Annotated in this window: 30 protein-coding genes and 1 pseudogene; 6 read left to right on the plus strand and 25 right to left on the minus strand. The window is 34.2% G+C overall.

What is annotated here, in order from left to right; genetic code table 11:
* Positions 1-83: 83 nt before the first annotated feature.
* Positions 84-803 (plus strand): DUF8817 family protein, encoded by a 720-nt coding sequence (locus FI644_RS03785; RefSeq protein ID WP_056682865.1) that lies wholly within the window; start codon positions 84-86, stop codon positions 801-803.
* Here the strand turns inward: FI644_RS03785 and FI644_RS27295 are convergent.
* The 9 genes from FI644_RS27295 to FI644_RS03835 form a co-directional block, all read right to left on the minus strand.
* A complete protein-coding gene (locus tag FI644_RS27295) occupies positions 800-892 on the minus strand; it encodes an IS3 family transposase (protein ID WP_075209093.1) in 93 nt (30 codons plus the stop codon). The genes FI644_RS03785 and FI644_RS27295 overlap by 4 nt on opposite strands.
* A 98-nt stretch (positions 893-990) precedes the next feature.
* Entirely contained in the window at positions 991-1,491 is a 501-nt protein-coding gene (locus FI644_RS03795; protein ID WP_369692291.1) for a GrpB family protein, read from the minus strand.
* 158 nt (positions 1,492-1,649) lie between these two features.
* A complete protein-coding gene (locus FI644_RS03800; RefSeq protein WP_142108055.1) occupies positions 1,650-2,588 on the minus strand; it encodes a phosphotransferase enzyme family protein in 939 nt (312 codons plus the stop codon).
* A 119-nt stretch (positions 2,589-2,707) separates the two neighbouring features.
* Positions 2,708-3,424, minus strand: coding sequence for a hypothetical protein (locus FI644_RS03805; RefSeq protein WP_056682857.1), 717 nt, complete (start codon positions 3,422-3,424; stop codon positions 2,708-2,710).
* 760 nt (positions 3,425-4,184) lie between these two features.
* Complete coding sequence (locus FI644_RS03815) at positions 4,185-4,988, minus strand: hypothetical protein (protein WP_056682856.1); 804 nt, start codon at positions 4,986-4,988, stop codon at positions 4,185-4,187.
* On the minus strand, positions 4,981-5,490 hold the full coding sequence (locus FI644_RS03820) for an RNA polymerase sigma factor (protein WP_053477446.1): 510 nt from the start codon (positions 5,488-5,490) through the stop codon (positions 4,981-4,983). Before FI644_RS03820 ends, FI644_RS03815 begins: the two co-directional genes overlap by 8 nt.
* A gap of 662 nt (positions 5,491-6,152) precedes the next feature.
* Positions 6,153-7,529 carry a Tet(L)/Tet(K)/Tet(45) family tetracycline efflux MFS transporter gene (gene tet, locus FI644_RS03825; protein ID WP_053474667.1) on the minus strand — a complete coding sequence of 459 codons (1,377 nt, stop codon included), beginning with the start codon at positions 7,527-7,529 and terminating at the stop codon, positions 6,153-6,155.
* Between the two features lie 33 nt (positions 7,530-7,562).
* On the minus strand, positions 7,563-7,625 hold the full coding sequence (locus FI644_RS27300) for a tetracycline resistance efflux system leader peptide (protein WP_142108989.1): 63 nt from the start codon (positions 7,623-7,625) through the stop codon (positions 7,563-7,565).
* A gap of 304 nt (positions 7,626-7,929) precedes the next feature.
* Positions 7,930-8,457, minus strand: coding sequence for an NUDIX hydrolase (locus tag FI644_RS03835; RefSeq protein ID WP_246067008.1), 528 nt, complete (start codon positions 8,455-8,457; stop codon positions 7,930-7,932).
* Positions 8,458-8,534: 77 nt separating this feature from the next.
* Here FI644_RS03835 and FI644_RS03840 point away from each other — a divergent pair.
* Positions 8,535-8,729: pseudogene (locus FI644_RS03840) on the plus strand (IS110 family transposase); the annotation flags it as partial.
* Between the two features lie 275 nt (positions 8,730-9,004).
* Here FI644_RS03840 and FI644_RS03845 read toward each other — a convergent pair.
* Entirely contained in the window at positions 9,005-9,925 is a 921-nt protein-coding gene (locus FI644_RS03845; RefSeq protein WP_142108056.1) for a phosphotransferase family protein, read from the minus strand.
* 252 nt (positions 9,926-10,177) lie between these two features.
* Positions 10,178-10,513 carry a hypothetical protein gene (locus FI644_RS03850; protein WP_142108057.1) on the minus strand — a complete coding sequence of 112 codons (336 nt, stop codon included), beginning with the start codon at positions 10,511-10,513 and terminating at the stop codon, positions 10,178-10,180.
* A 433-nt stretch (positions 10,514-10,946) separates the two neighbouring features.
* On the opposite strand from FI644_RS03850, the gene FI644_RS03855 reads away from it, so the two are divergent.
* Both FI644_RS03855 and FI644_RS03860 read left to right on the plus strand, forming a co-directional pair.
* Positions 10,947-11,726 (plus strand): ABC transporter ATP-binding protein, encoded by a 780-nt coding sequence (locus FI644_RS03855; protein WP_053477445.1) that lies wholly within the window; start codon positions 10,947-10,949, stop codon positions 11,724-11,726.
* A gap of 2 nt (positions 11,727-11,728) precedes the next feature.
* Positions 11,729-13,372: a hypothetical protein gene (locus FI644_RS03860; protein ID WP_142108058.1), complete on the plus strand. Its 1,644-nt coding sequence runs from the start codon at positions 11,729-11,731 to the stop codon at positions 13,370-13,372.
* A gap of 214 nt (positions 13,373-13,586) precedes the next feature.
* Here the strand turns inward: FI644_RS03860 and FI644_RS03865 are convergent, their stop codons facing one another.
* From FI644_RS03865 to FI644_RS03890, 8 genes are all read right to left on the minus strand, one after another.
* A complete protein-coding gene (locus tag FI644_RS03865) occupies positions 13,587-14,483 on the minus strand; it encodes an RCC1 domain-containing protein (RefSeq protein ID WP_142108059.1) in 897 nt (298 codons plus the stop codon).
* A 149-nt stretch (positions 14,484-14,632) separates the two neighbouring features.
* Positions 14,633-15,049 carry an IS3 family transposase gene (locus FI644_RS27305; RefSeq protein WP_142108060.1) on the minus strand — a complete coding sequence of 139 codons (417 nt, stop codon included), beginning with the start codon at positions 15,047-15,049 and terminating at the stop codon, positions 14,633-14,635.
* Positions 14,974-15,288, minus strand: coding sequence for an IS3 family transposase (locus FI644_RS27310; protein WP_369692267.1), 315 nt, complete (start codon positions 15,286-15,288; stop codon positions 14,974-14,976). Before FI644_RS27310 ends, FI644_RS27305 begins: the two co-directional genes overlap by 76 nt.
* Positions 15,285-15,407, minus strand: coding sequence for a hypothetical protein (locus FI644_RS27095; protein ID WP_256376281.1), 123 nt, complete (start codon positions 15,405-15,407; stop codon positions 15,285-15,287). Before FI644_RS27095 ends, FI644_RS27310 begins: the two co-directional genes overlap by 4 nt.
* On the minus strand, positions 15,404-16,351 hold the full coding sequence (locus FI644_RS03875) for a LacI family DNA-binding transcriptional regulator (RefSeq protein ID WP_142108061.1): 948 nt from the start codon (positions 16,349-16,351) through the stop codon (positions 15,404-15,406). The genes FI644_RS27095 and FI644_RS03875 overlap by 4 nt, the downstream gene beginning before the upstream one ends.
* 36 nt (positions 16,352-16,387) lie before the next feature.
* Entirely contained in the window at positions 16,388-16,696 is a 309-nt protein-coding gene (locus FI644_RS03880; RefSeq protein WP_246067010.1) for a hypothetical protein, read from the minus strand.
* 238 nt (positions 16,697-16,934) lie between these two features.
* A complete protein-coding gene (locus FI644_RS03885) occupies positions 16,935-17,321 on the minus strand; it encodes a DUF3888 domain-containing protein (RefSeq protein ID WP_053474660.1) in 387 nt (128 codons plus the stop codon).
* 284 nt (positions 17,322-17,605) lie between these two features.
* A complete protein-coding gene (locus FI644_RS03890) occupies positions 17,606-18,421 on the minus strand; it encodes a sulfite exporter TauE/SafE family protein (RefSeq protein ID WP_075209092.1) in 816 nt (271 codons plus the stop codon).
* A 114-nt stretch (positions 18,422-18,535) separates the two neighbouring features.
* Between FI644_RS03890 and FI644_RS03895 the strand changes: the two genes are divergently transcribed.
* Entirely contained in the window at positions 18,536-19,441 is a 906-nt protein-coding gene (locus FI644_RS03895; protein ID WP_053474659.1) for a LysR substrate-binding domain-containing protein, read from the plus strand.
* Positions 19,442-19,700: 259 nt separating this feature from the next.
* On the opposite strand, the gene FI644_RS03900 is transcribed toward FI644_RS03895, so the two are convergent.
* From FI644_RS03900 to FI644_RS03920, 5 genes are all read right to left on the minus strand, one after another.
* Positions 19,701-20,270 (minus strand): nucleotidyltransferase domain-containing protein, encoded by a 570-nt coding sequence (locus FI644_RS03900; protein WP_053477443.1) that lies wholly within the window; start codon positions 20,268-20,270, stop codon positions 19,701-19,703.
* A gap of 157 nt (positions 20,271-20,427) precedes the next feature.
* A complete protein-coding gene (locus FI644_RS03905; protein WP_053474658.1) occupies positions 20,428-21,051 on the minus strand; it encodes an FMN-binding negative transcriptional regulator in 624 nt (207 codons plus the stop codon).
* Positions 21,052-21,073: 22 nt separating this feature from the next.
* Entirely contained in the window at positions 21,074-21,592 is a 519-nt protein-coding gene (gene paiA, locus FI644_RS03910) for a spermidine/spermine N(1)-acetyltransferase (protein WP_053474657.1), read from the minus strand.
* Positions 21,593-21,617: 25 nt separating this feature from the next.
* On the minus strand, positions 21,618-22,070 hold the full coding sequence (locus FI644_RS03915; RefSeq protein WP_053477442.1) for a MarR family winged helix-turn-helix transcriptional regulator: 453 nt from the start codon (positions 22,068-22,070) through the stop codon (positions 21,618-21,620).
* Positions 22,071-22,403: 333 nt separating this feature from the next.
* On the minus strand, positions 22,404-23,585 hold the full coding sequence (locus FI644_RS03920; RefSeq protein ID WP_142108062.1) for a NupC/NupG family nucleoside CNT transporter: 1,182 nt from the start codon (positions 23,583-23,585) through the stop codon (positions 22,404-22,406).
* 788 nt (positions 23,586-24,373) lie between these two features.
* Here FI644_RS03920 and FI644_RS03925 point away from each other — a divergent pair.
* Positions 24,374-25,135 carry an ANT(4')-I family aminoglycoside nucleotidyltransferase gene (locus FI644_RS03925; protein ID WP_053474655.1) on the plus strand — a complete coding sequence of 254 codons (762 nt, stop codon included), beginning with the start codon at positions 24,374-24,376 and terminating at the stop codon, positions 25,133-25,135.
* A gap of 180 nt (positions 25,136-25,315) precedes the next feature.
* Here the strand turns inward: FI644_RS03925 and FI644_RS03930 are convergent, their stop codons facing one another.
* A complete protein-coding gene (locus FI644_RS03930; protein WP_142108063.1) occupies positions 25,316-25,723 on the minus strand; it encodes an NUDIX hydrolase in 408 nt (135 codons plus the stop codon).
* Between the last annotated feature and the right edge of the window lie 161 nt (positions 25,724-25,884).

The following is a 25,884-nucleotide window of genomic DNA, read 5'->3' on the forward strand; positions in this document are numbered from 1 at the left end:
AAACCTCAAACATTATCATTTGCATGAATATTGTATTATAAAAGTATACGTTATTTCACAATCTTAATGGAGGTTGAAATTTTGTGGATAAAATCATTCCAATTTTGCCATGTCAATCAATAAGGGAACAAGTTTCATTTTATGAAAAACTTGGTTTTGAAAACGTTGAGGTTTATACTCGTCCAAATCCATATGCAGTTATGAGATACGGTACACTTGAGATGCATTTTTATGGAAGTAAAAAAACAGTGCCTTCTGAGAATCCCCATATGTGTTATTTAAGAGTAGATGATGTTAATCGTGTTTATGAAACATTTACTACCGGCTTGAAACAAAATATCGGAAAGATTCCACGTTCTGGCATTCCGAGGATTTCAAAATTGAAAGACCTAAAGGATGATAGAAGATTCAATATAACGGATGTTGGCGGCAATACGATTTTTGTTGGAACGCCAAATGCCGAGTTATCTGATGATGGTACTTTTTTTAGAACCATCGAAAGCAAGGAGCATGCCAAAAACTTTGAAATACTCTATGATTTGATTTACTCTAAAGAGGATAGCACTGTTGCACATAATATGTTAATGAAGTTCTTCCCTGCAAATTTAGATTCGTTGAATATTGGGGAATTGGACTTAGCAAAAATATTATTAGTTGCGTTAGAGGTTCATCTTGAGAGAAATAAGATAATAGATAAAGAAATTAATAATAAACTTAAAAAGTTAATTAATGCCTGTGATAAAAAAAGGAATGATTGGAAAAAAATTATCCAGAAATATAATGAAATGATTATGGAAAGTTAAATAAAAGAGCCTACTAACAGATGATCTCGATATTGTGACGGGGTCATCTTATTTAATCTCCACTTATTGAAGTAACCTACATCCTTCAATCCTTCATAAACTCCATACTAACGTTAAGATAAATATCCAATTTCCTTGTTGAATATTATTCCAGAAAATGGCCCTAAAATGGAAAATGAGCGCTATATTAACGGACTGACCAATGCCATTCGAGGGCTTTTTTTTCTATCTTTTTGACAAAATCGTTTTTACCGTCACCATAGCCATCAATGTCAGTGGGATATTTTTCAGCTAATTTACTTTTTAATTCTCCATATTCTTTGCTTATTTCTGGATTTTGGCGAAGATAATCTCTAAACGATAGGTGTCTTTCGATTTCTTGAATATTATCATACTGGAAAGCATGAATTTGATGTGTCCGATTATCTCCGCCTTTACGGAAGTACTTTCTTCCTTCAATTCCAAATTCACCCATGACTTCATAACCAAGATTTTCAAATTGTTCAGAGTAAGTATCTAATTCACTGATGTCTTTGACCACAAGCAGAATATCGATGATAGGTTTTGCTTTTAGACCTGGAACTGATGTACTGCCAATGTGAAAACTATTTACCAGTTCTTCTTGAAGGAAAGTCTTAATAGACAGTTCTTCTTTTTTATACTCATTGTTCCAATTTTTGGTTATAATCTACAACTCTTATATTCATTAGATGCACCCCATTCCTTGATATTTAACATTTTTCCACATAAAAATCCGAATACATATAAAGATAAACCCTTCTTCCTTTGTCACTACTGCTGATTGTTAAAACTCCTACAAGGGTAATGAACAATTCATAAAAACTATTATTTTAAATCATAGAATTTCATATCATTGACTAGTGATAATAGAGAAATGAAAAGACCGACTTGTCTTTGGTCATCCCACCCTTCTTCAAAATCTGCCATCAACCAGATTACTTCATCCAAAAAAACATGTTTTACAACATCTTGCCAATGTTTTCTTTCAATATCAGTAATCTTCACAAACTGAAAATATCCCTTTTTAAACAAGAACCATTGTTTGATATCAAATACACGGCCGGGTGCTGTATCCAATACATTGTGAAAAAGGAGTAATGTTAGTGCTAAATCATAGATTCTTGGTAAAAAGACAGCGTTATCCGGGTCAATGAGATAAGGTTTTACACTGTCATTATAAATAAGATTATCTGCCTTATAATCATAAGGTGTAGCAACTGATGGTAAATCCAAAGCCTTTAAGGTGTCCTGCTTTTCAATAATTCTTAGCATTTGTCTTCTTAAATGACCTTCATCCAGTGACAATCCTCTTTTTTCAGCATAACCTTTTATTTTTTCCAGATCCTCCATTATTTCCTGTTCTTCTAAATCAAACTCATTATAGGTTCTCAGACCTTCTTCGTTATTCGTCGATGATAAGGAATGAATGTGGCCAAGCAGCATACCAGCCTCGTATATTTCCTCATCTTTTCCTGTGTAGGACTTGCCCTTGATAAAAGGATAAACGACCCAGACTATTTCATCTATTTGTTGTGGATTGTCAACACCAATTGGAACTGGGGTAACAATAGGAACACCAAGTTTACGCAATCGCTCAACAAAACTTGCAATCCTCATCGCCTTTTCAATAGGTGCACGCGTATTCTTTACAATGTAAGACTTATCTCCCTGTTCAACCTTGTAAACAGGAGAGAATGGATAAATACTTTTTGGTTCTTCAGTTACATCAAACAGAAATGTTTTTAACACCTTCTCCCCACTCATAAACACACTTCCTTATATTTTATTGGTCTATAAATCTAACAACGAAGATGCATCATGCCCGATGGTTCGTCATTTTTCATGCCGCAGTGATTTGTATAGCGTCTGTTGCCACTGATCTTCTATTGTCCATTCAATTCAGCCTTTGCTTGATCCATGGCTGACCAATAGATTTGATAAAATTCCTTGGATTTCTGTTCTTCAGCTGGCGTTTTGCCGTACAGCCAATGACCATTTACGCTGCTCATCAGCGTCTGGCCACCAACCTTGACTTCATAGTCGTAGCCACCTTGTGAATTGATGCTAGAACTAACGGTACCACCTGCTAGTTGCGTCGTATTTTTAGTATAAATCTCGTCCATTTCATTTAAATAATCGACAAGCGTCAACTCACGTGTCTGAGTCGGTTTTTCTGCTTCATACTGCTTAATCACCCTCATAGCTTGCTCATGTAGCGCTTTTCGATCCGGTGAGACGGGCGACAGATATTGCGTATGCAAGCGATTGAACTGGGCATGTAATTGATCAACATCTTTATGATACGGTGCGTTGGCCATCTTGGTAGCTAGCGCCTTGATTTGCGCAATCAGTTCTTCTTGTGAGGGAACCTGCATCCCTTTCGTCGGAATAAGGCTCCAATCTGGTTTATTAATATCTGTCGGCAACAACAAATTCCGACTATAGGTTGCCGAAACTTCCGTCACTGAATAATTCCACGACGGCTCTTGTGTCGATTTCGTATACGTTTCGTGCTGCACCGTTTGCTGACTTTGTTTAGACTTTTTATGTGCACTATCTATAGTCTGAGACTGTATAGGTAATGAATGTGTAATTTTCATCGCGTTTCCCTCCATTGACATAGTCGGGCTTGGCAAGGATAAATATACCCCTCTATAATCGCTTGATTTAATTAGTCATCAATACATTTTATAGCTGCCCTTTGTTTAACTAATAGACTATCGAAACACTCTTTCTTATTTAAAATAATAAAGCAATCCGGAGCATAGTCCGAGATTAACTCTCGGCACATACCACATGGGCTGACAACCTTTTATTCTCTTTCCTCTTCATCTGAACATGGGTGCCTTACAGCCACAATTGTATCAAAGCCTTTTTCACCATCTGATGCAATTGCCCCTGCATATCCTGTGATACACCCTACATATGCCTCTATATGTACTGCAGAAACTACATTTCCAAATTTTGTTCTTAACGCTGCACCAACATGGTGTCTATCATCCTCATATAGTTGAGTAATCTTGGTTTTGGATTCTTCTAGTCATTCATAATCTATTGATGTTAATGGATAAGTTTTCATTTCTCATCCCCTTTCTTTTGAATTGACTCCCATTCATCTTAACATAAATATCCAATTTCCTTTAGAAAAGATACTCCTCAAAATGGCCCTTTAATGGAATAATTAAAATATGATCTCAATCCCTAAAATCTCTTACCTTCCTATTGAACAAACGCTACCATAGTTTAAGTATTTATCTTCATAAACTTGTGATCAAAAGACCTTTTCTTCATATATGTTTATTAACACAAAAAGGGACCATTGACTGATCCCTTATTTAAAACAAGCTATTTTAGGCAATTTCACCTTATTATTTGCTTAATTGACTTTTCTACAAATGATATTGCAAAATCTTCCGGTACTTTATTTAAAGGAAATGCAAAAACATATACCGTATTATTATCATATTTAAAAGCAAATGACATGTAATTACCTGTTTTATCTTCGGTTATTTTATAAATAACGGTATGTCCTGCGATTGTTTTTTTATCACCATATAAAAAGTAATTAATTAAGCTTCTGGTACTTACTTCTCTGCTTAAAATATGGATATAAGCCTTATGTTTTTCATTTTTTATAAAATCACCGTAAAGTAACTCAATTGGTGCTCCTCCTTTTACTCCTGGTTCTGTTATTTTTTCATATTCTTTAGCATCCGCTTCATCTGCATCTAAATTGCTGTAAGCAAGACCAGCAACTGTTGGCTTTCTTTCTATTATTTTCTCACCTACAATCATACTTTCCATCATGAGAATAGACATTTTTAATGGAAGTTCCTTATGATATGGAATATATACAGGTGTTTTCAATGCATCCGAAAGTTGTTTTTCAAGTTCGGTGTATGGAGATTTAACCTTTTCATCAGCACTTTGATTATCGTTTTCTACAAAAACAGCTAAAAAATAACCTGCAAAAATGATTAATATTCCTGACAGAACAGTTGTTAAAACTGACTGTTTATTCCACTTAACTTTTCGGCTTTTAGCTTTTTCTATCGATTTTATCATCTTAGTATGGATCATACTTTTATCTTCCCCATCTAAATCGATACTTTGAAAACCCTTAAATGCATCATCGAACTTAGTTTCTTCATTGTGTTTATTCATGTACATAACCCTCCTTTAGCATTTGTTTCTTTAAGGCATTTAAAGCTCTATACAAGGTAATTTTTACTTTCCCTTCAGACCAGTCTAAAATTTCTGCTGTTTCTTGGATTGTTAACTCCTTTATTTTCCTTAGAATGATTACCTCTCGATAGGACCTTTTTAATTTTAAAAGTGAATGGTAAAGTTCTTTCTCACTTTCTCCTAATTGTGTAACTTGCTCTGGAAGATAATCGTTTGTCGCAAGGGAGGCGTAGGAATCAACTACAAATCGCAAGGGCTTTCTTTTTCGTGCATCGTCAATTGTTGTGTTCCTTGCAATACGAAACAACCAATTTCTTACACTTGCTTCACCTCTAAAACTTTCCATGCTCTTATACGCTTTAATAAATGTATCATGCGTTAAATCTTTAGCTAATTCATGATCAGCAGTTAACATAAGGATATAGCGATAAATTTCATCGCTATAACTCCAGTACCAATCGTTTAACTTTTGTAATATCAATTCTTCCTCCAAATAATTCACCTCTTTCGAACTGAATTTCTAATAAATTTTTAGTTGCTTTAATGACGTATTAAGATACAAATAGTTACACTTTTAGTTTTAATAAAACTTTTTTGTTTACTTTCACTCAATAAAAAGGGACCGTCAAAAATAACGATCTCTTAATTAGATAAAGTATCGTTTGTGGTTTTACATTAGTTCAATATCCTTTTCTTTACATATTCCGCTATTATAGTGGAATAAAAAAAAGCGATGCTTCATTATTGAAGTATCGCACCTGGATAGAGCCCTTTAGCTGAATGCCCTATCTATATTTTTCTTTGTTGATTCCTTCTTTCAAATAAAAACACTGCTCTAAATTGATATCATATACATTGGCTTCTGAAAATAAGCATTTTTCTGATCAGACTTATAGTCCTTTGCCTTATATACATACATAAAGAAAGAGCGTAATTCTTGCTAATTGTGCAGACTCAGATAGGTATTAAAATTTAAGTAAACTGCAACTTTAGCTCAACAAGTTTCGTTCCAGTAAATTATCCTTTACACAAGGAATCGGCGCATTTCTTATTCCAGAAATGCGCCGATTGTAGAACAAAGAAAATTGAAGTCCTTTAGAATTAATTTTGAACCGCTGTCTCAAAATTGATCCTTTGACCCTTTTAGAAAATTCTCCGCGAATGTCTATATACATTCAAGATAACTAGCCAACTAATGACAATGATTCCTACAATGAGTAATAGTATATTACTGTACAAATAAGTCGATTGATCAACGTCAATAGGTAGCAACCTTCGATCTAGTAAGCGTACAGATAATAATCCGCCTACAATCGCAATACCCGTTCCTTCTAATAAAAAGCTGGAAAAATTAAGCAAACTCATTCCAGCACCAACTTCCTTTTGTTTCAAACTACTTGACACAATTGTAGAAATTACTGTTTTTGTGAACGAAAGCCCACCAAAAACAAAAACTAATATAATTGTCATAAGCCATGGTGTGGCTTCTATAAAAAAGGCAGCGATTATAAAGCTGATAGATAAAATTGCCATCCCAATGTTTAGAACATACAAAGAACCTTTCCTATCAACAAGTAATCCTCCAATGTAACCGAAAATGATGACACTCATTGTTCCGGGAAAGATAATCCCACTTCCAATTGCTGCAGTATTTAATTGGTGAACATCTTTCATCATATAAGGAACCATAGAGACAAATCCTGCTACTGCACCAAATATAATTCCTCCACAAAGGACTCCAATCACAAAAGAAACATTTTTTCCTAGTTCAGGATCAACAAATGGATTTGGTGCTTTCCTAATATGTTTTACAAATATCAGGAAAGACAAAAAACTAATGATCAGAAAAGAAATTCTATATGATGTAGTAAACAGCATAAAAAATACAATACCTACAGACATCAATATAATTCCTGCAATATCAAATTGATTTCTTATTCTTTCTTCCTTTTTCAAGAGTTTTATAAGGAATGGAACAGTAATAATTGTCACTGTTGGAATAAGCAACAAGTACGACCAATGGACATAATGGGCAATCATTCCACCAATAGCTGGTCCAACACCTTCCCCCATAGCTACTATAGACCCAATAAGGCCAAATGCTTTACCCCTGTTTTCTTTTGGAATATAGCGTGCAACTGTAACCATCACGAGTGCTGGAAATGCAGCTGCACCAGTCCCTTGAATAAACCGGGCTAAAATAAGTATAGGAAAGAAAGAGTGTCCAACAAACCCAATTACCGATCCGAAGCAATTTACTATAATCCCAAATAGGAATAGCTTTTTGATGCCCAACTGATCAGATAGCTTTCCATAAACTGCAGTTCCAACGGAAAAGGTTATCATAAAAGCTGTGTTCACCCAGTTTGTACTCGCGGGTAGTTTATTGAAATCATTGGCAATATCAGGTAATGATACATTCAAAACCATTTCATTTAGTACACTGAAAAAAGACAGAACACACAGCCAAATTAAAACTTGGTTGTGTTGCAAAGTTGGTTGTGAATAAGAAATATTCACATATTCCCCTCCAATAATGAGGGTTGACGCAGTTTATAGGGCCTTTGATACGCTTCCCTCTTTTAAATTTACCCTGTCATATTTATTGCACTTCATAAATAACGCCTCCTAAATTTGATTGATATATTTTATCACATATAGACCAAGGTCTAAACTTTTACTATTTATACAATAGTATGACCTTTACATAAAGAAAGAGCGTAATTCTTGCTGCAGAATGGTGCCCTATTACTGAAGATCAATAATATTATTAAAGCTATAATACGATTCATACCTATTGAGAAAATACCCCACATTAACTCTTATCGTTTGTTCTTATTGAGCACTATTGCAGCAAAACGATAAGAAATTCCACCGGGAAATGGCAATAAAGATTTTCAACTTCTAAAAATCCATTGATTTAATAAGAATTTAAAGTTAAGGCATCATTTAATACTAGTTTTAAAAGTTCATGATCATTAATTACAAATGGAACTTCGTCAGGTTCAACCCAAATTCGAGTTATCGATTCATATTCACGAAGAAAAGGTAAGCATTCTGTGATATCCATTCTATAAAAAACTTGATAAGCTATTAATGGATACTTGCCTTTTGGATCGAAAAAAGGATTTTCTTCGTGGCTTACTTCTATTGCACCTATATATTGAATAGTACCCTTCACATACCCCTCCTCATAAACTTCACGACACAAAGCTTCCTCTATTTTTTCACCAGGATCTATGTGTCCACCAGGATAATTAAAACCTCTATTTTTAATATGAGCTAATAAAACATTCCCACCTCTAAAGCATATGGCATGAACACTTGTTACAATTATAGATTTAGTTATTTTCATACGTGGATGCCAAGTTAGCTTCACATAGTTGCCACCCCATTCTACAAAAATAGGATTCATTCCATTTTTGTCACTTGTATCCAAAGGTTCCATCAAAATGTCCCCCATTCACTTAAACATTCTCTGCCAATATAACTTCGATTATTAACCTAAAATCCCTTCTATATCTATTTCAAAACAACTTATACCAAAGCCATATTTTTAACCTTAAAATGTTTATCAATATTGTTCTTCAATATCAAGAGCATCTATCAAAGTTAGCAGCAGAAATAGATGCCCTCGCTAAAGAAATTGAAGAATATCAGATTATCCAGTCTGTCTCTGGTATTGGAGAAAAGATTGCAGCAACAATCATTCTGAAATTGGAGATTTAAAAAGTAAAACAACTTTCCAAAATGAAGTATAGAAAGCATATCTAAGTAAATAAAACAAAACCTTCCAATTAGATTAAGGAAGGTTATTTGGCATATTCAATTTTAGTATATCATGTCAGTTTTATATTTTTTATTGAAAAATGTTGACAAACTATTAGCTGGTTTTGTTGAATAACTGATTCAAATTTATTGCACTTTATCGTCGTTTTCGTATTCACACAATATCTTTTTTCTTCATTTGAAGAAAAACTCGTATATAATTACGGTCATCCTTTGTGGTTTGTACTCATTTCACACTGAATGAGTTCAACTGCTTCTTCAAACATCTCTCTATCATTTCTTTTTAGTCCTCTTAATAATAGTGCCACGTTATCAGCTGTCAGGAAAAAAGAGAGCTTTTCATACTTATGTTGAACGTTTTCTTCCTCTCTCAGTTCTATCACTTTTTTAGTAAATGTTTCTCCACACTCTTCCAACAAATATAAATATTCATAATCAGGGTCACCTATCTTCATGTCACCAAAATCGATGATTCCAGTTATTTCTTGCCTCTTTAGATCAAATAATAAATGGTCCATCGATAAATCAGCATGAAGGAGCTTAGGTGAATATCTGAAATGTTTTTTATCTTCTAGGTATGTTTCGAATCGAAAAGCAATATATGTTTGCATATCTTGATTGATTTTAGTAAAGGCTTTTTCCGTCACCTCATTGAAAGTCTCTAAGTAATATTGATAGAAATTCGTTTCAGGTATATTTAAGTATTTCGCCTGTTCAATACAGAATGAACTGATCTGATCCATAAACTTAGCGATTTGATGGGCGATTTTGCTCTTTGTTTCTGATGGTAATGAGCAAAATAGTTGTTCATCCATAGGCTCTCCTGGCAATAATCTGTAGCCGACAAAGGGATAACCATTATCTTGTTTCCCACAATAAATAAATTCCGGTATTTTTAGAGAAATATGTTTTTTTAGGCTTGGTAACGCCTTTATTTCTTTTTCTGTATCAACAGCTCCGTCTTTTTCCTTCGGAAACCGAAATACTATCTCATGATTGATCAGATAGGCACGACTCATCCAGCCCTCACCAAGTTGCATTATATGAGTAATTTTCAAGTTCTTAAAATTACTCATAATCATTTTTTCAACCCACTCAAACTCAGCATACTCGATACTGTTATCCATCTTAATTAGTCTCCTTTACTAGTATGGGGACTTCTACTTTCAATAAAATCCAATCTTTAATTCAGAAAAACAAAATTCAGAAAAATAGTATTTTTTATCTCTTAATATCTTGAAAAAAAGTATTTCGCTCCACTCCAAAAAGTATTACAAACATCCAAATTCTAAACTTTTACTCAAAATCCTGCTTTTTGCTTAATAACATCTTTATAATAGTTTATTCAACAATCTAGCTCTTTAATCGAATATCGAATCCTAACCGACATATTGAAGAATTAACCGGTATAATGCTAAGAAAAGTCCTAAAATACTCGCTTTTATTTTAGATGGATGGATTCTTTTGCTACTAAACAAGTAAATTAAAACTAGTATAAATCCCAAGGGAACCCACAGTTGAAAGACACCTTCTTTTGTACTGTGAGAAAAAATTGGTGCAATGTAAGTGCTAACCAGAAAGTAAAAGTAAACCGTAAAACGTCGTGTTTCTAATTGTTTGCTCCACCTGACTAAAAAGATAATAATTATTATTGCGATAATTGTAATATGTAAAGGGGGTAGAACAATGGCACCATCTCCAATTTTGAATTCCATTCTTAATTTCCCTCCTTTTTTAAAGTATACCACCATTTATGGTAAATTTAGGGATGCATTTTATTCAAATTCATATTTTTCTCCGTAAGACCATTTAACCATATCCATTCTTCAATTAACCTGCGTCCGTTAGGTAAAAGAGAGTGTCCCTGTTAAACAATCGCGCCCTTTTATATAAAAAAAGAGACTTAAAAAACTTTCCATACTAGCGTTATCCTAATAGTTTCCATTTTTTACACAATCAACTGAATTAGCAATTGTAACCACTCTAGCATTCTAACCCCTTTAATCTGGGAATGCAGATAGATGAACAACAGAAAGTGATTTATAAGATTTTTTCTGTTCTATCTTTGGTAAGCAAAGGAGTTAATGTTACACTAGGAATAGATTAAATGGATATATAATCCAGTAATAGGGGTTGAGAATGAAGATGATGGAAGAAGTTATATTAGAAATTACTGATTTGAAGAAGAATTATGGTTCAAAGTCAGTCTTAAATGGCGTTTCTCTTCAAGTAAAAAAAGGAGAAATCATTGGGTATATTGGTCCGAATGGAGCCGGAAAAAGTACCACTGTTAAAATCATACTTGGCATTGAGGACAATTATTTCGGTGAGATCAAACTCTTCGGTCATGATATTTCTGATGGGAATATCGACTATAAAAGGAAAATTGGTTATGTACCGGAAATCGCCGAAGTTTACGACAATTTAACCGGCCAAGAGTATTTAACCTTTATTGGCGAATTATATGGTCTTGATCTTGAGCTCGCTGATTATAAAGCAAAAAGCCTAATGGAATTATTCGGGATAGGCGAAGTCTATTATTCTCGAATTGCCTCTTACTCAAAAGGGATGCGTCAAAAGCTTTTAATTATCTCGAGCTTATTACATAATCCTGAGCTTTTATTTTTTGATGAACCGATCAACGGGCTGGATGCAAATAGCGTGATGATTTTCAAAGAAATCATGACACAGCTTTCCGAACAAGGAAAAACGATTTTCTACTCCTCTCATATTATGGATGTAGTCGAAAAAATAAGCAGCCGCATCATTCTCCTGCATGACGGTAAGATTGCTGCAGACGGGACATTTGAAGAATTAAAACAGCAAAATACGAAGGGGTCACTTGAACAAATTTTCAACCAGCTTACAGGGTTTAATGAACATAAAGAACTTGGTGCAAGATTTGTATCGGTCGTAAAGGAGATGTAAGCATGCAAGACTTTCGCACGCTGAAACTATTGGATCGTTTTGAGAGAGTTTTCAGCAGCTTTGGCGTAGATTACAAGATAATGAGAAAGATTTTACAAGTTAAGTTAACGATGGATGGCCGGCGGGTGCCCACCATTTTCTCACAAAATGCGAAAAAAAAGGACCAGGAAAGCAACAATCAATATTTAAAATCTTTATGGATTTACGTGATATTTGGCCTGTTTACGATTCCATTTGTCCTTTTGGGTGAAAATTATCTTTTTCAAATGAGTCTCTTCTATGGGATATTCACCTTTTTTGTCATGACATCAATGATTTCGGATTTTTCTTCTGTTTTACTAGACATTCGTGATCGGAACATCCTGTTTCCCAAGCCAGTTAATCGAAAAACAATTAGCACTGCAAAACTGGTGCATGTTGCTATTTATCTTTCTTTCCTTACGATAGCGCTTGTCAGTATCCCTTTGATTGTTGGGCTTGTCAAAAATGGGCTGTTGTTTTTCATAGTTTCAACCTTAAATATCATCCTAATTGACCTGTTGATCATTGGATTAACTGCCCTTATCTATTTATTTATTCTGCGATTCTTTGATGGAGAAAAATTAAAAGATATTATCAATTATGTTCAAATTGGGCTGTCACTTATGATTATGGTTGGGTACCAATTGCTTATTCGTTCTTTTCAGTTCATAGACTTATCCGTCTCGCTTGAACCGCAATGGTGGCAAATATTTATCTTTCCGATGTGGTTTGGGGCAAATATGGAAATGATCATGAATGGTTCCTATCAGCCGTTTTACCTTCTCTTTACTGCTTTAGGAATCCTGATTCCTCTTCTATCCATTTGGATTTATATGAAATTTAATGATGCTTTTGAACAAAATCTTCAAAAGCTCACGTATCATGGAAAGGCAAAAGAAAATAAACAAGGGAAGCTCCGTCAGTTGTTCCTTAAAGTGATATGCCACACGAAGGAAGAAAGAGCCTATTTTCGATTTGCCAGTTCCATGATGAAAAATGAACGAGATTTTAAATTGAAGGTCTATCCATCTTTGGGGTTTTCCATCGTGATTCCTTTTATTTTTATCATGAACGGATTTAACAACAATTTTAATGAACTATCTACTAGCAAATCCTATTTAACTATTTATTCTAGCTTAATCATCATCCCGACCATCATGATCCTCCTAAAGTTTTCAGGAAAATATAAGGGTGCGTGGATCTACCGGGTTGCTCCGATCCAACAGCTAAAGCCAATCTTTAGTGGTACGATCAAGGCGTTCATCTTTAAGCTCTATTTACCCGTTTATTTGCTTCTAAGTGTAGTATTTATCGCATTATTTGGCGTAAGGGTAATGCCCGATCTTGTGATTGTATTTATAAATGCCATAATTTATGCTGTCATTTGTTTTATGGTTCTGAAAAAGTCTATTCCCTTCTCGGAGTCTACTGATCAGTACAATCAAAATAGCAACGCGGCCATTATATTCGGTTTAATGCTATTTGTTGCATTGTTTGCTGGTCTGCATTATGTCAGCACGTTGTTTTCTTACGGAATCTATCTATATATGGTGATTGCCATCATTTGTTTGGCTGCTCTTTGGAAACAGGCTTTCCATATTACTTGGGAAAAGCTTATGGGATAGATTTGTTGGGAACCGAAGCGATATACGCCATACAAGTTAGTATTGAAATCCCAAAACGGAACTGTCCCAATAGTGGACAGCTCCGTTTTAGCTTTCAAATCTTATGTTTGCGTAATTCTTACTACAAAATCGCACCCTTTAATGAAATAGCCTTATTTCTGAATCAATGTTCATTAACTCGTTCAGTGATTTTCTGGCTAGTTGTTATTAAAAACTAATTGCCGGGCAGTTGGATGCCGCGCCAGCCGCTTACTTCGCATTGGCCATATTCATTATCACCCACAGCAACCACCCTGCCGTCCAATTTAAGACCGACGGTATGGGCACAACCCGCCGCTATCGCCACAATACCTCGCCAATCACTTACATTACATTGGCCATACTCATTCCAACCCACTGCCACCACAGTACCGTCTGATTTTAGGCCAACGGTATGATTACTACCAACCGCGACCGTCACAATACCTTGCCAGCCGCTTACATCACGTTGGCCATATTTATTATCACCCGCAGCCGTCACCGTACCGTCCGATTTAAGACCGATTGTATGAAGATAACCCGCCGCGACCGCTTCAATATCATGCCAGCCGCTTACATTGCATTGGCGATACCGATTATTACCCACAGCCATCACTGTGCCGTCCAATTTAAGACCGATGGTATGCCAGTCACCCGCCGCGACCGCCACAATATCATGCCAGCCGCTTACATTGCATTCACCTTCATTATTTCGGCCCACTGCTACCACCGTGCCATCCGATTTAAGCCCAATGGTACGACGCCAACCAGCCGCAACCGCTACAATATCGCGCCAGTCGTTTACATCGCATTGGTTATGTTTATTCCAACCCACAGCCACCACAGTACTGTCTGACTTAAGACCGATGGTATGAGCATTACCCGTGTTCGTCGCCAAATGAACATTACCAGCTGCGACCGCCACAATATCGCGCCAGCCGCTTACATCACATTGGCCATATTTATTATCACCCATCGCTGTCACCGTACCGTCAGATTTAAGACCAACGGTATGACGACGACCCGCCGCTATGGAATCTTTAGGCCATCTTTTTACTTTTAACACCGCTTCTTTCGGTGAAATGTAATCCATGTTTTACCTCCTTGAATATTAGCAACTGTATGGTTGTGTGATAAAGAAACCATATCAAACTGTCCTTTTAGTTTATTCCATTACATAAAGAAGAGCGTAATTCTTGTTGTGATCTGACCCCTGTCAAGTAGACACAAAAATAAGCGCAGTTAAAAAGCCTGACTTCTGTATTCGATAGGAGTCAGGTTGTTTAGCTTGTTTTGAAACCTTTCGTGGTTATAAAAGAGAATGTAGTCTTTAATAGCCCTTCTAACCTCTTGTGAAGTTTTAAAAGAATTCAGGTTAAAACATTCTGTTTTTAAATGACTAAAGAAACTTTCCATACTAGCGTTATCCCAACAGTTACCCTTTCTAGACATACTAGCTTTCATTTTATTTCTTGTGAGTAGCTGATTATAGTTATGGGACGTGTATTGGTATCCTTGATCACTATGGAGAAGGATTCCCTTTACATTTCTTCCTTTTATGGCTTTTTTAAGAGTATCAAAGACTAGTTTATAATCATTGCTTCTACTAATTTGATATGCAACAACTTCGTTATTATATAGGTCTTTGATGGCAGACAAGTTTGTATTCTTCTATAGCCATAGATGCCCTTATATTTCTGATGGCATTCTATTATTTTCTGCTTTAGCTTCTCATCCTCTATCTGCCTTTCCGAAGGAAATGCTTTACGCTTTACCCAATTGTAGTATCCACTTCTTGATACCTTAGCTAGATGGCAGAGCAGCTGTATAGAATGATTAGATAAATCATCAATGATTTGAAATAAATTACTAGGTTCTAAATCAATTCCCCCTTTCACATCTTTAAAAGCTTTTTTAACAGTTCGTTCTCAGCTTCTAATCGCTTTATTTTCTTATGAGGATTTTCAATAGTAGATGAAGAGACTTTACCAGACCCACTTTTTCTTCCGCGTTTCATACAGAATCTCTCTCCACAATGCGATAGGGGATTTTCACTTTTTTTCTAGATTTCTTTATCACTAGGCTACAAGCTTGTTCACCCACTTTCGTTAGCTGGTGATCCACTGTCGTTAGTCCCAAACCGATACCCACTGGCTGATTTTCTTGACCGATAATAGCTAAATCAGCAGGAACCTTCATTTGTTGCGACTTAGCATATAAATACATACCGCCAGCCACTTCATCTCCATTCGCATATATGGCTGTTGGTCTTTCTGGCAGCTGCAAAAACTGCTTTGCTGCTTCATAACCGTCTTCTAAGCATTGACAATCTGAAATATGATAGCCTGGTGGAAGTTCTCCGAAAATCTGATTATAAGCATCAAGCATTTGCTTCGTGCTATTGCTTTCTAGTCTAGCTGTTGTGAAAGCTGCTGCACGATGCCCTTTGTTTTTTAATAATTGAAAGGCATTTAGAAAAGAAGAATACCGGTCTATATAGGAACAGCCAATTTCCGTATGCTCCGTATATTCACAAGATATGATTGAACCATAATTGCTATACGGGATGATTGTTTCCCAATCATTCGCTCTTGAAGTGATAATGATGCCATCAAATAGCTTGCTTTTCAATTTTTCCAAGTACTCCATTTCCTTTTCTTTGCTATATTTTGAAGGAAGTACCGTTATCAAAAAATCATCTTCTAAAGCCTTCGTTAGAATTCCATTTAATAGTTGATCAAATGAGGGGTTGTTGTTGTATGGGATAATCACGCCTATTGTTCTTGTTTCTCCTCGAATTAAATCAATCGCATTTTTGTTTGGTGTATAGTTCATTTCTTCAATAACTTTTAAGACAGATTCTCTTTTAATGCTGGCAACATACTTATAATTGTTAAGGACTCTAGAAACAGTAGAGACAGAAACGCCTGCTAATCTAGCAATATCGTTAATATTTGTCATAACACAGCTCCTACATATACCATAAGTCAAGAAAACCTACACATTCACATTCAATTGCTGAAACATCTTCCTAAAGGTAAGGAGGTTTCCTCTGCAGATCCATCTTACCGTAATCTGATGTTCTCCTACAATGAGTGCAGAATGTCCAATATCTCTCATTTCTCCTTCAAACCACAAAGATTCTTCCACATTTATTAGATTTTTGCTTACTATATATAATCTTTTATTGGTTAAAAACAACTCTCCAAAGTAGACGTTTTGAATTCCATCAAAGATTTCAAATAGCCCTGTAAGGGCAGATAGGACATTTTCATCTTGTTGAAGGGGAATTCTTCTGTTCATCATTTTTCCTCCTTTAGTTGAAAATAGCTTACTTTCACTCTAATTTATGAAATGCATTTCAAGTCAAGGAAAAAAATTAAATTAACTCGATAATAAAAGCGGCTACTCTGAAACAGTATACACTTTGGTTAAGTACTAATGTTAGCCATTCTTAGACAATCCTACCAGATAGTTTTAGCAAAAACTCTCACTTTCATGTTCAGGAATCAAAGGTACCTTCAAGTAAGTCCCCTGCTGAAGATCAAGGATACGTTTTCAAATGCTTATAACTTATTAGTTTACCCATTGTATTTATTACAACCTCATCTTCCCCATAACTGATATGAGCACGATAATAAGGATGTACTTTTAGCGTTAATTCATATAATCCGCCAATCCCATATAACTGCTTTATCTTTAGGATTTCTGTGTCATATGATGCCCAAGTAAGACCTTCTGGTGCATTTTTGTCTTCCTTATAAATTTCAACGATTGCTTTATCAACTGGTTCTCTTAGGCTGTTTATAAGTGCATATTTTAACGTTTCACTTAAATTTGTATCAGCTTCATTTATTGTTTTTGCATTTACAATTGTATTAAAGATTACTAAAAACATTCCTACCAAAAGCACCACTACGAATTTTTTCATAATTTTCACCTCATTTTAGTTTCCTAAAAACTAAAATGATTAATGCAATATCCCAACTGTTGAGTGAAACCAATTATTTCAAAATCAGACATTCAACTCAATTTTTTTCGTAACAAAATATGCTTACCTTACTACAGATAAGCGCCCTTTAGTTGAAGATTATATTTTGTAGAGTTATTAACAGATGAATTAACTCCCATTGTTTAACATAGCCTTTTAGTTAATTTGAAGAACGCCAAAATAATAATAAAGTTAAAGATTAACCCTTCTATATAAATTTAAAGTTATAATATTTTATAAGCCATCTGTACAATCAAAAAGAACATAATTGTAATTAATAATGACTTTGCTATTTTCAATGAAACTTTAGGTAAAACAAGTATGCCTAATTGCGAGCCAATAATGGAACCTATAGCCATTGCTAAAGCATATGACCATTGAATGAATCCAGTTTGATAAAAAATGATAAATGCTCCTGCACAACTTCCAAAAATTAAAACCCTTGTTAGTTGAACAGCTTTTAAATAAGTCTGTTCTTTTTTCATGTAATACAAAATACTAAATGTGGAGGAGCCGGGACCGAATCCTCCATCATAAGCTGCTATAGAAAAGATAACGAAATATGTCCATATTCTTTTAGTTGATTCATGATGAGCACCTTGAGCCGTCTCAATCCATCCCTTATTTTTTAACGTAACAACTAAGGCAAAAAACAGAAGAATAATTGCAATCATATTCATGTTTTTTTCAGAGAGATGTGTCGTAATTAGAGCCCCTCCAACTCCTCCTAAAAATGCTACAAATAAGTTTTGAATAATTGTTTTAATACTTAGTTGCTTCAGTTGGATAAGATAGAATACACTTGAAAATGCAGCAATACCTGAGGAAAATTTATTTGTCGCAATACTAGTCTGAATAGGAATACCAGTTAACATCATCGCAGGAAGTGTAATCAGTCCACCACCACCTGCTAAAGTTCCAATAAAAGAAGAAATGATTCCGATAAAGAATAGGATAATTAAGTGATAGTTTAAGGATGAAGCACTCACTAAATACAGAGCTAAGATAAGTAAAAGTAATATAATTATTTGTTTTTTCATCATGTTCTCCTTTTTAATCGTCATTGATAATAAAAGGATATATAATGATTATTAATAAATCTAATATATATTTTTAACCAATTCATAAATAAAATTTATGAAAGGATTTCGAATATGAATCTTCATGCGTTGCGCCTCCTTATAAAAGTAGCTGAATTAAAAAGTGTTACAAAAGCAGCTGATGCCCTTTCAATCAGCCAACCGGCAGTATCCGTTCAAATTAGAAATTTGGAAAAGGAAACGGGACTAAAACTAATAGAAACAGTGGGAAGAGGGATTAAGCTTACAAAAGAAGGAGAGTTTTTGGTTGAACGTGCTCAAAACTTATTTGATATGGAAAAGGATATTGAAAATAAGCTTTTTCAGCTAAAAAATGGTGAATTACAAGAACTGCGAATAGCCTCCACATATTTGCCAGCTAATTTTTTATTACCTGTATGGCTAGCAAAATTCAAAATGGATTTCCCATCTGTTAATGTGAACCTTTATAGTGGCAATTCCAATCAAGTATTAGAAAACTTACTTCACTATAAGTCTGATATTGCTTTCGTAGTGAAAGAAGAGTGGAATAATCCTGATATTCATCTTGATCACTTAATGGATATCGATTTTTGGTTTATTGTTCCACATGGTCATAAATATGATGGACAAGAAGTTTCATTAAGAGAATTGATGACGGAGCCTTTTTTATTAAGAGAAGACGGAAGTTCTACAAGGGAAATCCTATTTTCATTATGCAAAGTTTATAGTGTCCCTATCCCCAGAATTGGATTGCAATATCATGGCCTAAATGAATCAATTCGTTCTGTCGTTGCTGGATATGGTACTATGCTAGCCCCGGCACTAGCAGTTAGAGGATATTTGGAACGAGGGGAAATAGGCAGAGTGATTGTTAAAGAAATTGAAGTAAGACGACCTGTTTATATTTGTAGCCGTAAAAATGACAAAGAATTTACCATAAATCTCAATAGATTTATTGGTTATGTAAAAAGCAGGTATGAGGTACAAAATTCTATATAAAGTAAAATTATATAGATGAAAACAGTCTGAAGCCGCATTTTCTAAAAAGAATGCGGCTTCTTTGTTATGATAATTTTATCTTAATCCAGTATATGGCCCTATAATGAAATATAAGTTGAGTATTTTTAATAGGTGATTAATGTATGTTTTCTAATTAAATCTGCAAACTCACTTTAAGTAATAAAAAAGGATGGACAATGGAAGATCGTATTTGGTCAAACTTTAACAAATTCTGTTAACTTGTTAGTTGAATATATATTTAAAACAAAAATTGAAGCCACTTATGTTCTGGTTCATGCAATTCTAATGCATACCGAAGCCATTGTTTTTTCTCATTATCGAGATAATCCTTTACAGTCATAAAGTCTTGATTATCTTTTTCTCTTGTATTTTTCGCCTTATATAAAAGGACAATTTCTGGATTCAGATAAGGAATACCTGTTTCAGAATAACTCCATACTGAATCAAGTGGGGATGAAATCCTTAAATCTCTTCTGAATTTCCAATCATTATCTTTTGTTTCATTTAGAAGTACTTCTATTTTATCGCCATTTAACTTATTCCAAGCGTGTATTTCGTGAATGGGTAACTCTAAAAACTCATTTTCCCAAGTCTGGAATTTACCTTTACTTACCTTTTTAAACTCCCATTCTTTAAGATAATCTTTAAGATTTAGTTGGTCTTTTCGGAATAAAGCGAGCTCTATATCATTATGTTCCCTTGTTTCTTTACCAATAAAAAGGTCAATTGCCCATCCACCAGCAAAGAACCATGTTTTATTAAATCCTGCCATGAATGAGGTCATACTCTCGCATTGTTCAAATGACATATAAATCCCCCCAATATTTATTATCATCGAACCTAAAAAAACTGTTATTTTCAGTTTATCTAATGCTACCCATTTGTTTACGTACAATCCTTCATAATCATAAACCATAAGCAAAAACGCCTAAATTAGTTGAATCGGATAATTTATCAGCGGCAATTTATTTGTGATTTTTTAATCTCTTTTCCATCAATTCTGCCATTTGTTTCGAATTTGGATTTCCTTCATTTTGTAATTTATCAATAATGTTACTATAATCTGTCTCACTTCGATTTTGACTTAATTTATAAGCTGCCTGAATTTCTTCCACTTTAATCTTAAAACCAACAATCCCTTTTAGCTGAGTTTCTAATAGTTTAGGAGAAAGATTATCCCACAAAACTGGATTTCCACGATTTTGTTCATATTTTCCCAACATTCTCTTTAAGTCTTCTATTAACTCATCTTTCTCTAAAATACTTCCTTTTCCATACATATGGATAGCCTGATAATTCCAAGTCGGAACATTTTCATGGGAATACCAGGAAGAAGAGACATAAGCATGCGGGCCCTGAAACATAACAAGCACATCTTCACAGGTTTCAAATGTTCTCCACTGAGGATTTCCATAAGCCATATGCCCAGTAATATAGTAATCATCATCCTTTTTATTTAACCCTAAAGGCAAATGCGTGGCTGTTGGTTTCCCTTGATCTGTTGTGATAATTGTACCAAAAGAGTTTTTTTGAACAAAATCCCAAATTTCTTCAGCATTTGTGATCTTGAAATATTTTGGAATATACATTATAATCCACCTTTCCAAAAAGCTATATGAGTGTTTTGGTCATTATATAGTCTATTTGCTCTTCATCACCCATAAAAAATGAGTGGGCTCCTGTTTGAACAAATCCCATTTTCTTATAAAAAGCAATCGCATTTTCATTTTTTTCCCATACACCTAGCCAGATTTTCTTTTTATTACGTTCCATCGCAATTTCCATAGCATGATTTAGCAGATATTTACCAAGCCCATGTTTTTGAAATTTATTCTTAATATAAATCCTCTCGATTTCAAGCGATTCTTCATCCATTTCTTCCGATTGAGCATCATCGGTATTAACCTTTAAATATCCAGCGACTTCATTATTAAAATAAACAAATAAGAATTGCGAAGAAATATTGGCTAATTCTTTTTCTAATTGTTTTAAGTTAAATGCCTTTTCCAAATAGGCATTCATATTTTCAGGTGAATTCTGATGCTTAAAAGTTTCATTAAATGTTTCATAACTAATTTCTTGAAGTTGGCGTGAATCTTCTAGGGCACACTTTTTAATATTTATAGTCATTTTTGTATGTCGCTCCTTTAAATAATCAATAATTTCTCTTGTTTCCCTTCTTTACAAATTCCCAGTCTTTTTCTATATTTTCTCTTACTCTCTGAAGAAGATTGAAAATGGTTTCTGCTTCTCTTTCGGAAAATCCCTCTAATGCAATATTATTGGAATAATCATTTTCTCTTTTGATAAAAGGATAAACATTATTCCCTTTCTCTGTTGGAAAGAGTTTTTTTATTTTTTTGTTATTTTTATCATCTTTTTTTTCAATAAAGCCATTCATTTCAAGTTTTTTTATAGCGCGAGATGCTGTTGTTCGATCTACTTTTATCATCTCTGCTAACTTTTCTTGTATGATTCCTGGGTTTTCACATATTCGCACAAGGTACAAATACTGCCCTTTTGTAAGGTCATATTCTTTAAATTCTATATTACTAATAGAATCTAAAGCCCTTGCTATCATTCCGATTTCACGAAGAATTTCCTTCATCATTAGCTCCCTCAGTTCGTACTTATATTGCAAATGCAACAAAAAGTGGAATATGTTTATTCTATCCTTTTTTTTGTTGCATTTGCAATAAAAAAATAATAAAGAGGTCATAGCTGCTACTGCAGCTATTCTTGCTGCAGAACTGTACCCAATTAGTTGAATAGCAATAATAACCCCTTGCATAAATGGCAGTTCAACTACACTGCGCCGCTAGCCATCCATGAAGTGCAAAAAGCACGCAATTTAGTCATAAAAAAACTGCACCCCCATATAGTGTCTAACGATCGGGGTGCAGTTCAAACGACATAGCAATAACTGCTTCTTTTGTTTTAATTAAATAACCAAACCAACAATTATAGCCGTTAAGATACTAACAAGTGTAGCTCCGTACAACAACTTTAAGCCAAAACGAGCAACTACATTCCCTTGCTTTTCATTCAACCCTTTTACTGCTCCGGAAATAATACCGATAGATGAAAAGTTTGCAAAGGATACAAGAAATACAGAAATAATGCCCAGTGTATGTTCACTCATTGACTTAGCTATTTCTCCAAGGCTTATCATTGCGACAAATTCATTCGTTACTAATTTAGTTGCCATTATTCCTCCGGCAGAAATAGCATCTGCCCATGGTATACCCATTAGGAAAGCTATTGGTGCAAAGATATAACCCAATATTTCTTGAAAAGATATACCGATTAATATTTCAAATAATGAATTGATTAAATCCATTAATGCTACGAAACCGATAAGCATAGCTCCAACAATGATGGCTACTTTAAATCCGTCCATGATATATTCTCCAAGCATTTGAAAGAAAGCTTGCTTATGCTCTTCTTCAATCGTCAAGATATCTTCGTTTTCTTCTACATTATACGGATTAATGATTGAAACAATTATAAATCCACCAAACATGTTCAACACAATTGCCGTTACTACATACTTTGGTTCAATCATAGTCATATATGCTCCAACAACTGACATAGAAACGGTCGACATTGCTGATGCGCATAATGTATACATACGCTGTGGAGCAATCTTATCTAATTGTTTCTTTACAGTAATGAATACTTCAGATTGACCTACCATTGCAGAAGCAACAGCATTGTATGATTCCAATTTTCCCATACCATTTATTTTACTTAAAAGTAATCCTATCCATTTCATAAAGAAAGGAAGAATTTTAAAATGCTGCAAGATCCCTATCAGTACAGATATAAAGACGATCGGTAATAATACACCTAGAAAGAAGGGAGACTCTCCTTTATTCGCTAAACCTCCAAAAACAAATGATATGCCCGTATTTGCGTAAGACAATAAATGATCAAATACATTTGTTATTCCTTTAATTAGAATATAACCAAACGTTGTATTTAGCAGTAAAGCTGCCAATATAAATTGGATGATTAGCATAATAATTATATTTTTATATTTTATCTCTTTTTTGTTTTTACTAATTAACAAAGCTAAAGCAAAAACAAGTAGCAATCCACAAAAAGATATTAAGTATCTCATAAGTTCCTCCATAAATAAACATGATTAATTTTGGGCGTTCGAATCCACGACTACAAATTCATTCCTTTCGCTCATTATGCTCCTATATCAAAAATTTGAAGAACAGCCAAAGATCTTAATTAGAATATAATTGGTCAGACGTCAGACAAACAATTTCACTATAACAGTATTTCTACTATCTATTCAATAGTTAATAGATAAAAAAGTATGCCACATAGCATACAAGTAAGACAAATACTGTATCAGAACAAAATTATCGTTTTATAAGACCTTCATAAATATGATTTCTTGAATGAACGACCTTTCATTCTCCACTCTTTTATTTCTGCAAGGACAACTAAGCTAAAAAAAGAAATAGGCCTTTAAAAACAAACTTCAATCATAGAAAATCTTTTTTTATTGTGTGAAACTTTTGAAATATTATGTCCATCGATTTAAATAAACTAAAATAGGCATAATTAAACAAACCTGCTATGAAAGTACAATAAGAAAAGTAACACTTATTAAATTGAAAATCCGTAGTGCCGGTAATTTTTACGCCTGACTGATTTATCAACAATCTTCCCCTAAAATAAAAATATGCGCTGATCCTTATTACAGGAAAGTGCCCGATTGTTAACATTGCAGATTGAAAGAAAGTTGCATCGATTTGTCTCTTTGAGATAAAATTTTCTAAAAGAGGTGTTATTAGATGACAGCAGATAAAGTTCCCCGTTAAGCCCGTGGTCCCCCTTGGCCATTAATATATTTTCTCATTAATTATTTTTATTAAAAAAAGGAGAAACGGTATGATTGGTCCAAGAAAAGTTACTAGAGAAGAAAGAATGAATATCGCCTATATAATAGCAAATCAATTGTTGGAAAAATACGGTACAGATGTTGAAGCTATTGGCATCTATGGTTCTTTAGCTCGAAAAACAGATGGTCCATTTTCAGATATTGAAATTAAATGTATTTTAAATTCTTTAGAAGATGGCTTTAGCTATGAATGGACTTCAGGAGATTGGAAAGCAGAAGTAAACCTTGATAATAAAGAAAGTATTGTAGAAGAGGCCACTACAGTAGAAGAAGATTGGCCACTTACTCATGGACAATTCTTCACTATACTCCCAATTTATGATCCGAAGGGATTTTTCGAAGAGCTAAGACAAAAAGCAAGTTCTGTGGATCACACCATTTTTAAAGAAGCGATTTGTAAAACATTAGTTGAGGAAATGTACGAATATGTTGGTAAATTGAGAAATATAAAAGTTCAAGGACCTGAGACATTTTTGCCTACTTTGGCTATAAAAATAGCAACTGCTGGTGCCATGATTTTAGGATTACACTATCAACGATATTTTACGACAGCAGCTCAAGTATTGCCAGAAGCTTTAGTATTATCAAATAGGCCGTGTGGGTTTGATAAACTTTGTCAACTGGTGATGTCGGGACACCTTTATGACTCTAAAAGGATACTTGATGCATGTGAAAACTTTTGGAATGGTTTATTGGTCTGGTCGAAAGAGAATGGTTATATTATACGTTTTTCTAACTGTGTACCCTTTTGATTCGTCTAAGAAATGGGATGCTGTTAACAATCCATTATAGTACTTCCAATGAACCATTTAACAGGTAGCGTCAGAAATCACAAGATTTTTAAACCCAATTTCTTAATGTAATGTTGAGAAATTGGGTTTTTTGTAACCTAATAAAATGGCCTTAATCCTGGTTGTTAAACATCCAGACCGTTATTTTAAGTGTATAGCTTCACAATTTTGAATAAAAGCAAGTGTCTTTTCAAAGAGTTTTGGTTGAATTTCTGAATATATAAGATTATTAGGAAGACCATCAAATAGTTTTATTTCATCCATTTCAAAAACTGGCAATAGACCAATCTCTTTTATCCTCCCCAAATATAACCTTCCAAAAGTTTTAGTAACAGAATCATCCATTGAATAGTCGCAAATTGGAGTTAAATCAACATCCATACAACCAGTTTCTTCAAATAACTCTCTTTTTGCTGTTTCTTCGATTGTTTCCCCCTGTTCCCTATGACCACCCGCAATTTCCCATGTTTTTCTTTCTTTATGTCTAACATAAACCCACTTCCCCTCATAAATAGCACTTATTACTGCAAATTTTAACTCTATTTTCATTTACAGAACCTGACTCATAAAATTCGATTTTCATCTTTACACCTCCATTTTAATCATTGTCCAAGAAGTGCCTGATGAACCACAATGTTCAAATCCAAGTCCTTTTCTGGAATATAGCTATTTATGAATAACCTTCCTCTTTCTTACTATAAATTTCATAA

Origin of the sequence: Cytobacillus solani, assembly GCF_006704205.1 — a bacterium.
Taxonomy (GTDB): domain Bacteria; phylum Bacillota; class Bacilli; order Bacillales; family Cytobacillaceae; genus Cytobacillus; species Cytobacillus solani.

Bases quoted from the DNA above. Each gene is read 5' to 3' on its own strand.
- FI644_RS03800 (WP_142108055.1), bottom strand. From the start codon at position 2,588: ATGAGTGGGGAGAAGGTGTTAAAAACATTTCTGTTTGATGTAACTGAA.
- FI644_RS03805 (WP_056682857.1), bottom strand. From the start codon at position 3,424: ATGAAAATTACACATTCATTACCTATACAGTCTCAGACTATAGATAGT.
- FI644_RS03815 (WP_056682856.1), bottom strand. From the start codon at position 4,988: ATGAATAAACACAATGAAGAAACTAAGTTCGATGATGCATTTAAGGGT.
- FI644_RS03835 (WP_246067008.1), bottom strand. From the start codon at position 8,457: ATGGAACCTTTGGATACAAGTGACAAAAATGGAATGAATCCTATTTTT.
- FI644_RS03845 (WP_142108056.1), bottom strand. From the start codon at position 9,925: ATGGATAACAGTATCGAGTATGCTGAGTTTGAGTGGGTTGAAAAAATG.
- FI644_RS03850 (WP_142108057.1), bottom strand. From the start codon at position 10,513: ATGGAATTCAAAATTGGAGATGGTGCCATTGTTCTACCCCCTTTACAT.
- FI644_RS03855 (WP_053477445.1), top strand. From the start codon at position 10,947: ATGGAAGAAGTTATATTAGAAATTACTGATTTGAAGAAGAATTATGGT.
- FI644_RS03860 (WP_142108058.1), top strand. From the start codon at position 11,729: ATGCAAGACTTTCGCACGCTGAAACTATTGGATCGTTTTGAGAGAGTT.
- FI644_RS03865 (WP_142108059.1), bottom strand. From the start codon at position 14,483: ATGGATTACATTTCACCGAAAGAAGCGGTGTTAAAAGTAAAAAGATGG.
- FI644_RS27095 (WP_256376281.1), bottom strand. From the start codon at position 15,407: ATGAAACGCGGAAGAAAAAGTGGGTCTGGTAAAGTCTCTTCATCTACT.
- FI644_RS03875 (WP_142108061.1), bottom strand. From the start codon at position 16,351: ATGACAAATATTAACGATATTGCTAGATTAGCAGGCGTTTCTGTCTCT.
- FI644_RS03880 (WP_246067010.1), bottom strand. From the start codon at position 16,696: ATGATGAACAGAAGAATTCCCCTTCAACAAGATGAAAATGTCCTATCT.
- FI644_RS03885 (WP_053474660.1), bottom strand. From the start codon at position 17,321: ATGAAAAAATTCGTAGTGGTGCTTTTGGTAGGAATGTTTTTAGTAATC.
- FI644_RS03890 (WP_075209092.1), bottom strand. From the start codon at position 18,421: ATGAAAAAACAAATAATTATATTACTTTTACTTATCTTAGCTCTGTAT.
- FI644_RS03895 (WP_053474659.1), top strand. From the start codon at position 18,536: ATGAATCTTCATGCGTTGCGCCTCCTTATAAAAGTAGCTGAATTAAAA.
- FI644_RS03900 (WP_053477443.1), bottom strand. From the start codon at position 20,270: ATGTCATTTGAACAATGCGAGAGTATGACCTCATTCATGGCAGGATTT.
- FI644_RS03905 (WP_053474658.1), bottom strand. From the start codon at position 21,051: ATGTATATTCCAAAATATTTCAAGATCACAAATGCTGAAGAAATTTGG.
- paiA (WP_053474657.1), bottom strand. From the start codon at position 21,592: ATGACTATAAATATTAAAAAGTGTGCCCTAGAAGATTCACGCCAACTT.
- FI644_RS03915 (WP_053477442.1), bottom strand. From the start codon at position 22,070: ATGAAGGAAATTCTTCGTGAAATCGGAATGATAGCAAGGGCTTTAGAT.
- FI644_RS03920 (WP_142108062.1), bottom strand. From the start codon at position 23,585: ATGAGATACTTAATATCTTTTTGTGGATTGCTACTTGTTTTTGCTTTA.
- FI644_RS03925 (WP_053474655.1), top strand. From the start codon at position 24,374: ATGATTGGTCCAAGAAAAGTTACTAGAGAAGAAAGAATGAATATCGCC.
- FI644_RS03930 (WP_142108063.1), bottom strand. From the start codon at position 25,723: ATGAAAATAGAGTTAAAATTTGCAGTAATAAGTGCTATTTATGAGGGG.